We start from the raw sequence: 11,670 nt of genomic DNA, 5'->3' as shown, positions 1-11,670 counted from the left end.
AGGCCGTGAAGCGGCTGTTATCGACCGCTTCCGTTTCGACCATGCATGCCATGAAGGCGCGCCATGCAGCCCCCGCATGGCGCGCTTTTTTTGTGCCTGCAGCGGCGAATTTCTCCCCCCAAAATAGAAATTGAACGACCGTTCTATTTTGTGTATGCTTGTTTCGCTGCGCCTCCCGGGTCGGCCGCTCGCGCGTACCATTCCAGGGTGCCCATGGCGCAGCCGAAGTAAAACAATATTCGAGAATTCGAATCCCGAGACAACCAAGACACCAAAGGAACCAGCATGACAGCGCAGTATCAGGTTCAGGACGGCATCGCCGTCATCACGCTCGACAATCCCCCTGTCAACGGCCTGGGTCACAGCACCCGGCTTGGCATCGTCGAAGGCATGACCCGTGCGCTGGACGATGCCGCGGTCAAGGCGGTCGTCATCACCGGCGCCGGCAAGGCGTTCTCGGGCGGCGCCGATATCCGCGAGTTCAATACGCCGAAGGCGACGCAGGAGCCGACGCTGCATTCGGTGATCAAGGTGATCGAGAATTCGACCAAGCCGGTCGTCGCCGCGGTGCATTCGGTGGCGATGGGCGGCGGTCTGGAACTGGCGCTGGGCTGCAACTACCGCGTCGCCGCCAAGGGTGCGCAGATCGCGCTGCCCGAAGTCAAGCTGGGCATCCTGCCGGGCGCCGGCGGCACGCAGCGCCTGCCGCGCGTGATCGGCCTGGAGGCCGCGCTCAACATGATCGTCACCGGCAATCCAGTGCCGTCGGAGAAGTTCGCCGGCACCAAGCTGTTCGACGAGATCGTGGAAGGGACCACTGCGGGGGACGTGCTGCCCGCCGCGATCGCCTTCGCGCGCAAGGCGGCGTCCGCGCCCGGCCCGCACCCGAAGGTGCGCGACCTGAAGGTGCGCCATGAAAACGCCGAAGGCTTCCTCGCCTTCGCCAAGAACACCGTCGCCGCCGTGGCGAAGAACTTCCCGGCGCCGGGCAAGTGCGTCGAGGCCGTGGCCGCGTCGCTCAAGCCCTTCGACGAGGGCCTGCGCCTGGAGCGCGAAGGCTTCATGTTCCTGGTCAATACGCCGGAATCGCGCGCGCTGCGCCATGCCTTCTTCGGCGAGCGCGCCGCCAGCAAGATCCCCGACGTGCCGTCGGACACGCCGACCCGCAAGATCGAGAAGGTCGCGGTGATCGGCGCGGGCACCATGGGCGGCGGCATCTCGATGAACTTCCTGAACGCGGGCATCCCGGTCACGGTGCTGGAAACCAAGCAGGAAGCGCTGGACCGCGGCGTGGCGACGATCCGCCGCAACTACGAGAACAGCGCCAAGAAGGGCAAGCTGACGCAGGAGAAGGTCGAGCAGCGCATGGGCCTGCTGTCGACGACGCTGTCCTATGACGACATCAAGGACGCCGACCTGATCATCGAGGCGGTGTTCGAGGAAATGGGCGTCAAGGAAACCGTGTTCAAGAAGCTGGACGAAGTCGCCAAGCCCGGCGCGATCCTGGCCTCGAACACCTCGACGCTCGACGTCAACAAGATCGCCTCGTTCACCAAGCGTCCGCAGGACGTGGTCGGCATGCACTTCTTCAGCCCGGCCAACGTGATGAAGCTGCTGGAAGTGGTGCGCGGCGACAAGACCGGCAAGGACGTGCTGGCCACGGTCATGCAGGTCGCCAAGAAGATCAAGAAGACCGCCGTGGTGTCGGGCGTCTGCGACGGCTTCATCGGCAACCGCATGATCGAGCAGTACAGCCGCCAGGCCGGCTATCTGCTGGACGAGGGCGCGCTGCCCGAGCAGGTCGACAAGGCGATCGAGAAGTTCGGCTTCGCGATGGGCCCGTTCCGCATGGGCGACCTGGCCGGCAACGACATCGGCTGGGCCATCCGCAAGCGCCGCGCGGTCGAGAAGCCGGACATCCAGTATTCGAAGACCGCCGATCTGCTGTGCGAGATGGGCCGTTTCGGCCAGAAGACCGGCGCGGGCTGGTACGACTACAAGCCGGGCGACCGCAAGCCGTATCCGAACCAGCAGGTCAACGAGATGATCGTCCAGCATTCCAAGGATCTCGGCATCACGCGCCGCAAGATCTCGGACGAGGAGATCGTCGAGCGCCTGGTGTACGCGCTGGTCAATGAAGGCGCGAAGATTCTCGAGGAAGGCATTGCCTCGAAGGCCTCGGACATCGACATGGTCTACCTGACCGGCTACGGCTTCCCGCTGCATCGCGGCGGCCCGATGTTGTACGCGGACCAGGTCGGCCTGTACAACGTGCTGCTGTCGATGCAGCGCTATGCCAAGGGCTACCACGGCGAAGCGTGGGAGCCGGCGCCGCTGCTCAAGAAGCTGGCGGCCGAGGGCAAGGGCTTCAACGGCTGAGCGGCGACGGCGGCCACGGCGACAACGGCGACGCGATGGACACGACCTTGCGCAGACGCTTCGGCAACAGCGATTGCCTGCTGGTGATCGATGTGCAGAACGACTTCATGCCCGGCGGCGCGCTCGCCGTGCCCGAAGGCGACCAGGTCGTTCCGGTGATCAACCGGCTGGCCGAGGCGTTCGCGCATGTGGTGCTGACGCAGGACTGGCATCCGGCCGACCACGTGTCGTTCGCGGTCAACCATGCCGGCGCGGCGCCGTTCCAGACCACCACGCTGCCGTATGGCGAGCAGGTGCTGTGGCCCGCGCACTGCGTGCAGGGGCAAGCGGGCGCCGAGCTGCATCCGCAACTGGCGGTGCCGCACGCGCGGCTGGTGATCCGCAAGGGCCATCAGCGCGAGGTCGACAGCTATTCCGCCTTTGTCGAGGCGGATCGCACGACCCCGACCGGGCTGGCCGGCTACCTGCGCGAGCATGGCGTGCGCCGGGTGGTCTGCGTCGGGCTGGCGACCGACTACTGCGTGGCCTGGAGCGCGCTGGACGCGCGCGCGGCGGGCTTCGACGCGGTGGTGGTCGAGGACGCCTGCCGCGCGATCGACCTGAACGGATCGCTGGACGCCGCCTGGGCGAGCCTCGCCGAGGCGGGCGTCGGCAGGGTACGCGCCGCCGAGCTGCTGAGCTGAGATGGCCCGCGCGAGGGCGCGGGCACCGAGACATCGAGACACACCAGACACCGAGAATACTGAGGAGCAACAAATGAACGAGGCAGTGATCGTATCGACCGCACGGACCGGTCTGGCCAAGAGCTGGAAGGGTGGCTTCAACATGACGCACGGCGCCACCCTCGGCGGCCATGTGGTCCAGCACGCGATCGCGCGCGCCAACATCGAGCCGGGCGAGGTCGAGGACGTGCTGATGGGCTGCGCCAATCCCGAAGGCGCAACCGGCGCCAATATCGCGCGCCAGATCGCGCTGCGCGCCGGCTGCCCGGTAACGGTGCCGGGTGCCACGGTGAACCGCTTCTGCTCGTCGGGCCTGCAGACCATCGCGATGGCCGCGCAGCGCGTGATTGCCGACGAGGGCGACGTGTTCGTGGCCGGCGGGGTGGAAAGCATCTCCTGCGTGCAGCAGGAAATGAACCGCCACATGATCCAGGAAGGCTGGCTGGTCAAGAACAAGCCGGAAATCTACTGGAGCATGCTGCAGACCGCGGAGAACGTCGCCAAGCGCTACAACATCCCGCGCGAGCGCCAGGACGAGTACGGCGTGCAGAGCCAGCTGCGCGCGGCGGCGGCGCAGGAGGCCGGCAAGTTCAACGACGAGATCGTGCCGCTGACGGTGCTGGCCGGCGTCGCCGACAAGGCCACCGGGCAGCTGGTGACGCGCGAGGTCACGGTCTCGGCCGACGAAGGCATCCGCCCGGATACCACCTACGAAGGCGTGTCCAAGATCCGCACGGCGATGCCCGGCGGCGTGATCGCGGCCGGCAATGCGTCGCAGTTCTCGGACGGCGCCTCGGCCGCGGTGGTGATGAACGCCAAGCTGGCGGAGCAGCGCGGCCTGAAGCCGCTCGGCGCCTTCCGCGGCTTCGCGGTGGCCGGCTGCGAGCCCGATGAAATGGGCATCGGCCCGGTGTTCGCGGTGCCCAAGCTGCTGAAGAAGGCCGGCCTGAAGGTCGAGGACATCGGCCTGTGGGAGCTGAACGAGGCGTTTGCCGTGCAGGTGCTGTACTGCGCCGACACGCTGGGCATCCCGATGGACCGCCTGAACGTCAATGGCGGCGCGATCGCGGTGGGCCACCCGTACGGCGTCTCGGGCGCGCGCCTGGTCGGCCATGCGCTGATCGAAGGCAAGCGCCGCGGCGTCAAGTACGTGGTCGTCACCATGTGTATCGGTGGCGGCCAGGGCGCGGCCGGCCTGTTCGAGGTGCTGTAAGCCGAGGCCCCCCGGTGTCCGCACCGTCCGCCACACCGTCCGCCGGCTCGGCCGCGGCCAACGGCTCTGCAGGCTCTGCCAACGAGCCCGGCGAGCGCGGCCAGCCGCGCGACCTGGGCGCGTCGGAGGACCTGCTGGCCCACGGCCGCGCGATCCTCGCCGAGCAGCCGTTCTCGGTGCTGCTCGGCGCGGAGCTGACCGCGCTGACGCCGCAGCGCGCCGAGCTGCAACTGCCGCTGCGCCAGCCCTTGAGGCAGCAGCATGGCTTTGCCCACGGCGGCGTGGTCAGCTATCTGGCCGACAACGCGCTGACCTATGCCGGCGGCGCCGCGATGGCGGCGCCGGTGGTGACCTCGGAATACAAGATCAATTACGTGCGCCCCGCGCTGGGCGAGCGCTTGATCGCGCGTGCCGAGTGCGTCAGCCGCGGGCGGCAGCAGGCCGTGGTCCGTTGCGATGTCTTTGCCGTCCAGGACGGCGAGGAAAAGCTGTGCGCGGTCGCGCAGGGCACCATCGCGCGGATGGGCGAGGCGGGCTGAGCGGTCCTTCCGGCGGCGATGCGGACGGCGACGTCCGCATTCCCCCCCATCCATTCCCATCCCAAGGAGCGGCAATCGCCATGTCGTTGATCCTTTCCCGCCGCGACCTCGATTTTCTGCTCTACGAGTGGCTCGATGTCGAAACGCTGACGCGCATCCCGCGCTATGCCGACCACTCGCGCGAGACCTTCGACGCCGCGCTCGATACCTGCGAGAAGATCGCCACCGATCTGTTCGCGCCGCACAACAAGAAGAACGATCAGCAGGAACCGCATTTCGACGGCGACACCGTCACCATCATCCCCGAAGTCAGGACCGCGCTGAAGGCGTTCTGCGACGCCGGCCTGATGGCGGCCGGGCAAGACTACGAACTGGGCGGCATGCAGCTGCCGGTGGTGGTCGAGAAGGCCGGCTTCGCGTATTTCAAGGGCGCCAACGTCGGCACCAGCTCCTATCCCTTCCTGACCATCGGCAACGCCAATCTGCTGCTGACGCACGGCACGCCGGCGCAGATCGACACCTTCGTCAAGCCGGAGCTGGAAGGGCGCTTCTTCGGCACCATGTGCCTGTCCGAGCCGCAGGCCGGCTCGTCGCTGTCGGACATCACCACGCGCGCCGAGTACGAGGGCGAATCGCCGCTGGGCGCGCAATACCGGCTGCGCGGCAACAAGATGTGGATCTCGGCGGGCGAGCACGAGCTGTCCGACAACATCGTGCATCTGGTGCTGGCCAAGATCCCGGACCCGGACGGCAAGCTGATTCCCGGCGTCAAGGGCATCTCGCTGTTCATCGTGCCCAAGTTCCTGGTCAATGCCGACGGCTCGCTGGGCGAGCGCAACGACGTCGTGCTGGCCGGCCTGAACCACAAGATGGGCTATCGCGGCACCACCAACTGCCTGCTGAACTTCGGCGAGGGCACGCGCTACCGGCCCGGCGGCAAGCCGGGCGCGATCGGCTACCTGGTCGGGCAGCCGCACCAGGGCCTGGCCTGCATGTTCCACATGATGAACGAGGCCCGCATCGGCGTGGGCCTGGGCGCGGTGATGCTCGGCTATACCGGCTATCTGCACGCGCTGGACTACGCGCGCAACCGGCCGCAGGGCCGGCCGGTCGGCCCCGGCGGCAAGGACCCGTCGAGCCCGCAGGTCAAGCTGGTCGAGCATGCCGACGTGCGCCGCATGCTGCTGGCGCAGAAGAGCTACGTCGAGGGCGGGCTCGCGCTGAACCTGTACTGCGCGCGGCTGGTCGACGAGGAGCGCGCCGCGGCCACCGCCGGGGATACGGCCGAGCATCAGCGCCTCGCCTTGCTGCTCGACATCCTGACGCCGATCGCCAAGAGCTGGCCGTCGCAATGGTGCCTGGAGGCCAACAGCCTGGCGATCCAGGTGCATGGCGGCTACGGGTATACGCGCGAGTACAACGTCGAGCAGTTCTATCGCGACAACCGCCTGAATCCGATCCACGAAGGCACGCACGGCATCCAGGGGCTGGACCTGCTCGGGCGCAAGGTCGTGATGAAGGACGGCGCCGCCTTCAAGGCGCTGGGGCAGGTGGTGCAGGCCACCATCGAGCGCGCGATGGCCAGCGGCGACGCGGCGCTGGGCACGCATGCGCGCGCGCTGGCGGCGCGCGTTGCGCGGCTGTCCGACGTCACGGCCCAACTGTGGGCGGCCGGCGATCCGGCGGTGACGCTGGCCAATGCCTCGGTCTATCTGGAGGCGTTCGGCCACGTGGTGGTCGCCTGGATCTGGCTGGAGCAGGCGATGCTGGCGCACCGCGCGCTGGCGGCGCTGCCGTCGGGTCATGCGGACGCGGACTTCTATCGCGGCAAGCTCGCGGCGGCGGACTACTTCTTCCGCTGGGAATTGCCGAAGGTCGGCCCGCAGCTCGATCTGCTGGCGTCGCTGGACCGCACCACGCTCGACATGCAGGACGCCTGGTTCTAGAACGGGCGCATTCACCAGCATCCACGAGACATCGGACACGCAGGACAAGGAGGGGACACCATGAAGACGATCGCACAGCTGTTCGATCTGAAGGGGCGCACCGCGCTGATCACCGGCGGCTCGCGCGGGCTGGGCCTGCAGATCGCCGAGGCGCTGGGCGAGCAGGGCGCGCGGCTGGTGCTGTCGGCGCGCAAGGCCGACGAGCTGAAGGCCGCGCAGGAACATCTGAAGGCGCGCGGCATCGAGGCCGACTGGATCGCCGCCGACGGCTCGCGCGACGACGAGATCGCGCGCCTGGCCGACGAGTCGCTGGCGCGCCTGGGCCATGTCGACATCCTGGTCAACAACGCCGGCGCGACCTGGGGTGCGCCCGCCGAGGACCATCCGGTCGAGGCCTGGGACAAGGTGATGAACCTGAACGTGCGCGGCCTGTTCCTGCTGACGCAGCGCATCGGCAAGCAGTCGATGATTCCGCGCCGCTATGGCCGCATCATCAATGTCGCCTCGATCGCGGGGCTCGCCGGCAATCCGCCGGGCACGATGGAGACGATCGCCTACAACACGTCCAAGGGCGCGGTGGTCAATTTCACGCGCACGCTGGCGGCCGAATGGGGCGAGCACAACATCACCGTCAACGCACTGGCGCCGGGCTTCTTCCCGTCGAAGATGACGCAGGGCTCGCTGGCGCGCCTGGGCGTCGACAAGATGTGCGAGGGCGTGCCGCTGCATCGGCTGGGCGACGACGAGGACCTGAAGGGCGCCGCGCTGCTGTTCGCGACCGAGGCGGGCAAGCACATTACCGGGCAGATCCTGGCGGTGGATGGGGGGCGTCAGCGCGATTTGAACCAAAGGACCACCACACCATGACCGAGCCCCGCAAAGGTTTCCCGATCCCGATTCCCTTCGTCGACGACCTCGGCCTGCGCTGCACCCATATGGGCGGCGGCGTCAGCGAGCTCGAGCTGGAGATCGAGCCGCGCCATCACAACGGCTGGGAGATGGCGCACGGCGGCGTGCTGATGACGCTGCTGGACGTCGCGATGGCGGTGGCCTGCCGCTCGGCCGATACCGAGGATGGGCGCGGCGTGGTCACCATCGAGATGAAGACCAGCTTCATGGCGCCGGGGCGAGGCACGCTGATCGCGCGCGGCGACTGCGTGCATCGCACCACGTCGATGGCGTTCTGCGAGGCGGAGATCGTCGATGCCGACGGCAAGCTGGTGGCGCGCAGTTCCGGCACCTTCAAGTACGTGCGGCGCTCGCCGCCGCAGCGGGCCGAGACCGCGCCGGATGCCGGCGCCGACGGCTGACCGCCGCGCGCAGACCGCAGATCGCTGCGCGGCCCGCAGCGCGGCACCCAACGAATCCAAAGAGAAAAAACAAATGGAGACACCATGCAGGCCAATCGACGCGGGCGTACGCGCCTTCGCCAGATCGTTCAACGTATCGCTCGGCGCATCGTTCGTCGTAGTGTCCGCCGTTTCGTCCCCTCGCCGCTGTCCGTCGCGGCCGTGCTGCTGACCGCCATGACGATTCCCACGCAAGCACAGACGCCGCCCGCGCGTACCTATGCCGATGCGGCCGCCACCGATCCCGTCACGATGGGATGGATGCAGGGCTTTCCGCCGGCGCCGGACAAGGTCATCAGCTTCAGCGGCAAGAGCAACGGCTTCCCGCGCCACCGCTGGACCTTCTCGCACGTGCGCGAGCTGGTGCCCACCGTTTCCGTGTGGCGCGGCCCGGGCCCCGTGTCCGCGCTGCCGCGCGCCGAGCGCGACATCGGCGGCGTGCCCTTCGTCGATGCCGACGGCACGCGCCGCACCTTCGCCGACATGCTGGCGCTGACCTATACCGACGGCATCCTGGTGATGCACAAGGGCAAGGTCGTCTACGAGAAGTACTTCGGCGCGCTGCAGCCGCAGCTGCCGCACGCGGCGTTCTCGATCACCAAGAGCTTCGTCGGCACGCTGGCCGCGATGCTGGTGGCCGAGGGCAAGCTCGATCCGGCGGCGCCGGTCACGCGCTACGTGCCGGAACTGGCGGACACCGCCTATGGCGACGCCACCGTGCGCCAGGTGATGGACATGACGATCGGCGTCAAATTCTCCGAGGACTACGCCGATCCGAAGGCCGAGGTCAACGACTATGCGCGCGCCGGCGGCATGATTCCGCGCGCGCCGGACTATGCGGGCCCGCGCAGCTTCTACGAGTTCCTGACCACGCTGCGCAAGGAGGGCGAGCACGACCAGGCCTTCGCCTACAAGACCGTCAACGCCGAGGTGCTGGCGTGGATCGTCCAGCGCGCCTCGGGCGTGCCGCTGCCCAAGCTGATGTCTGACAAGCTGTGGCAGCCACTTGGCGCCGAGGAGGACGCCTATTTCACCGTCGACAGCATCGGCACGCCGGGCGGCGGCGGGGCGATCAGCACCACGCTGCGCGACCTGGCCCGCTTCGGCGAGGCGATGCGCAACGACGGCCGCTTCAACGGCCGCCAGGTGATCCCCAGCGCGGTGGTTGCCGACGTGCGCGCCGGCGGCGATCGCGCGAAGTTCGCCAAATCGGTCTATGCTCATCTGTCTGGCTGGAGCTACCGCGATATGTGGTGGGTCTCGCACGACGATCATGGCGTGTTCGAGGCCCGCGGCATCTTCGGCCAGCGCATCCATATCGATCCGAAGGCCGAGATGACCATCGTGCGCTACGCCTCGCACCCGATCGCCGGCAATGCCGCCAACGACCCGATCACGCTGCGCGCCTACCGCGCGCTGGCGCTCGCGCTGATGCCGCGCTGATGCCACGTCGATGCAGCACGGATCCCGAAGGCCAACATCCAGCCCAACAACGTCCCACGACCCCCTGACAAAGGAACGTCCCATGTCCGATACCTACAAGCGCATCGTCCTCGCCTCCCGTCCCAGCGGCGCCGTCTCGCCGGACAACTTCCGCCTCGAGCAGGTGCCGGTGCCCGAACTGGCCGACGGCCAGGTGCTGGTCCGCAACCATTTTCTGTCGCTCGACCCGTACATGCGCGGCCGCATGAACGAAGGCAAGTCCTACGCGACGCCGCAGCCGCTGAACGAGGTGATGATCGGCGGCACCGTCGGCGAGGTGGTGGCCTCGCGCAATCCGAAGTACGCGGTCGGCGACAAGGTGCTGGGCATGTTCGGCTGGCAGGAGATGGGCGTCAGCGACGGCAGCGGCATGCAGAAGGTCGACACCAGCCGGATTCCGCTGTCGGCCTACCTGGGCGCGGTCGGCATGCCCGGCGTCACGGCCTGGTACGGCCTGAATCGCATCATCGCGCCGAAGGCCGGCGAGACCGTGGTGGTCAGCGCGGCCTCGGGCGCCGTCGGCAGCGTGGTGGGGCAGCTGGCGAAGATGGCGGGCTGCCGCGCGGTCGGCATCGCCGGCGGCAAGGAGAAGTGCGACTACGTGGTCAACGAGCTGGGCTTCGATGCCTGCGTCGACTACAAGGCGGCATCCGATCCCAAGGCGCTGTACACGATGCTGAAGGAAGCCACGCCGCAGGGCGTCGACGGCTACTTCGAGAACGTCGGCGGCGAGATCCTCGATGCCGTGCTGTCGCGCATGAATCCGTTCGGCCGCATCGCGGTCTGCGGCATGATCGCCGGCTATGACGGCGAGCCGCTGCCCCTGAAGAATCCGCAGCTGATCCTGGTGTCGCGCCTGAAGATCGAGGGCTTCATCGTCTCGGAGCACATGGACGTGTGGCCGCAGGCGCTGTCCGAGCTCGGCGGCGCGGTGGCGCAGGGCAAGCTCAAGTTCCGCGAGAGCGTGGCGCAGGGGCTGGAGAGCGCGCCCGAGGCCTTCATGGGCCTGCTCAAGGGCAAGAACTTCGGCAAGCAGCTGGTCAAGCTGATCTGATCGGCCGGCTCCCCTTATCGGCTACCGCTCCCCGCTACCCGCTACCCGCAGGAGACCGCGATGAACGCTCCCATCCATGCCACGCAGGCACCGCAGCGTGCCAGCCGTGCCGACGAGATCGGCGCCGACCTGCCCGAGGAAATCAAGGCCAAGTACCGCGTGCTGCCGCGCCCGCCGCGCTTCGAGACCCATGCCGAGGAGCGCCTGCATCGCAAGCAGCGGCTCGCGGCGGCCTTCCGGCTGTTCTCGAAGTTCGGCTTCGACGAGGGCGTGGCCGGCCATATCACCGCGCGCGACCCCGAGTTTCCCGATACGTTCTGGGTCAATCCGTTCGGCGTGCATTTCAGCCAGGTCAAGGTATCGAACCTGATCCGCTGCGATCACCACGGCAACGTGGTGGAGGGCGATCATCCGGTCAACGCCGCCGCCTTCGCGATCCATTCGCGCGTGCACCAGACGCGCGAGGACGCGGTCGCCGCCGCGCATTCGCACAGCACCTATGGGCGCGCCTGGTCGACCCTGGGCCGGCCGCTCGATCCGCTGACGCAGGACGTCTGCGCCTTCTATCAGGACCACGCGGTCTATGACGACTTCGGCGGCGTGGTGGTGGAGCTCGACGAAGGCCAGCGCATCGCCAATGCGCTGGGGCCCAACAAGGCCGTGATCCTGCAGAACCACGGGCTGCTGACGGTGGGCCGCACCGTCGACGAGGCGGCCTGGTGGTTCATCACGATGGAGCGCTCGTGCCAGGTGCAGCTGCTGGCCGAGGCCGCCGCGGCGCGCACCGGCGGCGCGCCGAAGACGATCTCGGACGCCGCCGCGCGCCAGGCCTATTCGATCGTCGGCACCGCGCAGGCCGGCTGGTTCCAGTTCCAGCCGCTGTACGCGCGCATCGTCAAGGAGCAGCCCGACCTGCTCGATTGAGGCAGGCAGGGCCGGGGAGACCGGCGCGCGCAACGCGGAAGGCCGCCGGCAGAGCGGGCCAG

Annotated in this window: 10 protein-coding genes; all 10 read left to right on the top strand. The window is 68.1% G+C overall.

Translation table 11 applies throughout. The features are described 5' to 3' along the window. The first annotated feature begins 285 nt into the window (after nt 1-285). The 10 genes from OJJOAM_RS01825 to OJJOAM_RS01780 all read left to right on the top strand — a co-directional run bounded on the left by OJJOAM_RS01825 (nt 286) and on the right by OJJOAM_RS01780 (nt 11,608). Entirely contained in the window at nt 286-2,379 is a 2,094-nt protein-coding gene (locus tag OJJOAM_RS01825) for a 3-hydroxyacyl-CoA dehydrogenase NAD-binding domain-containing protein (RefSeq protein WP_422648708.1), read from the top strand. A 35-nt stretch (nt 2,380-2,414) separates the two neighbouring features. After that, complete coding sequence (gene pncA / locus OJJOAM_RS01820) at nt 2,415-3,062, top strand: bifunctional nicotinamidase/pyrazinamidase (RefSeq protein WP_422648707.1); 648 nt, start codon at nt 2,415-2,417, stop codon at nt 3,060-3,062. Between the two features lie 73 nt (nt 3,063-3,135). Continuing rightward, on the top strand, nt 3,136-4,314 hold the full coding sequence (locus OJJOAM_RS01815) for an acetyl-CoA C-acyltransferase (RefSeq protein WP_422648706.1): 1,179 nt from the start codon (nt 3,136-3,138) through the stop codon (nt 4,312-4,314). Between the two features lie 113 nt (nt 4,315-4,427). Beyond that, nucleotides 4,428-4,853 (top strand): PaaI family thioesterase, encoded by a 426-nt coding sequence (locus OJJOAM_RS01810; protein ID WP_422649464.1) that lies wholly within the window; start codon nt 4,428-4,430, stop codon nt 4,851-4,853. A gap of 80 nt (nt 4,854-4,933) precedes the next feature. Further along, nucleotides 4,934-6,799: an acyl-CoA dehydrogenase gene (locus tag OJJOAM_RS01805; RefSeq protein ID WP_422648705.1), complete on the top strand. Its 1,866-nt coding sequence runs from the start codon at nt 4,934-4,936 to the stop codon at nt 6,797-6,799. 60 nt (nt 6,800-6,859) lie between these two features. Then, complete coding sequence (locus OJJOAM_RS01800; protein ID WP_422648704.1) at nt 6,860-7,666, top strand: SDR family oxidoreductase; 807 nt, start codon at nt 6,860-6,862, stop codon at nt 7,664-7,666. Continuing rightward, nucleotides 7,663-8,109, top strand: a complete 447-nt coding sequence (locus OJJOAM_RS01795) for a PaaI family thioesterase (protein WP_149318794.1) — start codon at nt 7,663-7,665, stop codon at nt 8,107-8,109. Before OJJOAM_RS01800 ends, OJJOAM_RS01795 begins: the two co-directional genes overlap by 4 nt. Before the next feature lie 216 nt (nt 8,110-8,325). Continuing rightward, nucleotides 8,326-9,591, top strand: a complete 1,266-nt coding sequence (locus OJJOAM_RS01790) for a serine hydrolase domain-containing protein (protein WP_422648703.1) — start codon at nt 8,326-8,328, stop codon at nt 9,589-9,591. 82 nt (nt 9,592-9,673) lie between these two features. After that, nucleotides 9,674-10,684 carry an NADP-dependent oxidoreductase gene (locus OJJOAM_RS01785; protein ID WP_422648702.1) on the top strand — a complete coding sequence of 337 codons (1,011 nt, stop codon included), beginning with the start codon at nt 9,674-9,676 and terminating at the stop codon, nt 10,682-10,684. 60 nt (nt 10,685-10,744) lie between these two features. Continuing rightward, on the top strand, nt 10,745-11,608 hold the full coding sequence (locus OJJOAM_RS01780; RefSeq protein ID WP_422648701.1) for a class II aldolase/adducin family protein: 864 nt from the start codon (nt 10,745-10,747) through the stop codon (nt 11,606-11,608). Nucleotides 11,609-11,670 lie beyond the last annotated feature (62 nt).

Source organism: Cupriavidus sp. H18C1 (assembly GCF_049311595.1).
GTDB lineage: Bacteria > Pseudomonadota > Gammaproteobacteria > Burkholderiales > Burkholderiaceae > Cupriavidus > Cupriavidus cauae.
This window is presented reverse-complemented; position numbering and strand designations above follow the sequence as displayed.

Bases quoted from the DNA above. Each gene is read 5' to 3' on its own strand.
- pncA (WP_422648707.1), top strand. From the start codon at position 2,415: ATGGACACGACCTTGCGCAGACGCTTCGGCAACAGCGATTGCCTGCTG.
- OJJOAM_RS01805 (WP_422648705.1), top strand. From the start codon at position 4,934: ATGTCGTTGATCCTTTCCCGCCGCGACCTCGATTTTCTGCTCTACGAG.
- OJJOAM_RS01815 (WP_422648706.1), top strand. From the start codon at position 3,136: ATGAACGAGGCAGTGATCGTATCGACCGCACGGACCGGTCTGGCCAAG.
- OJJOAM_RS01790 (WP_422648703.1), top strand. From the start codon at position 8,326: ATGACGATTCCCACGCAAGCACAGACGCCGCCCGCGCGTACCTATGCC.
- OJJOAM_RS01800 (WP_422648704.1), top strand. From the start codon at position 6,860: ATGAAGACGATCGCACAGCTGTTCGATCTGAAGGGGCGCACCGCGCTG.
- OJJOAM_RS01825 (WP_422648708.1), top strand. From the start codon at position 286: ATGACAGCGCAGTATCAGGTTCAGGACGGCATCGCCGTCATCACGCTC.
- OJJOAM_RS01785 (WP_422648702.1), top strand. From the start codon at position 9,674: ATGTCCGATACCTACAAGCGCATCGTCCTCGCCTCCCGTCCCAGCGGC.
- OJJOAM_RS01795 (WP_149318794.1), top strand. From the start codon at position 7,663: ATGACCGAGCCCCGCAAAGGTTTCCCGATCCCGATTCCCTTCGTCGAC.
- OJJOAM_RS01780 (WP_422648701.1), top strand. From the start codon at position 10,745: ATGAACGCTCCCATCCATGCCACGCAGGCACCGCAGCGTGCCAGCCGT.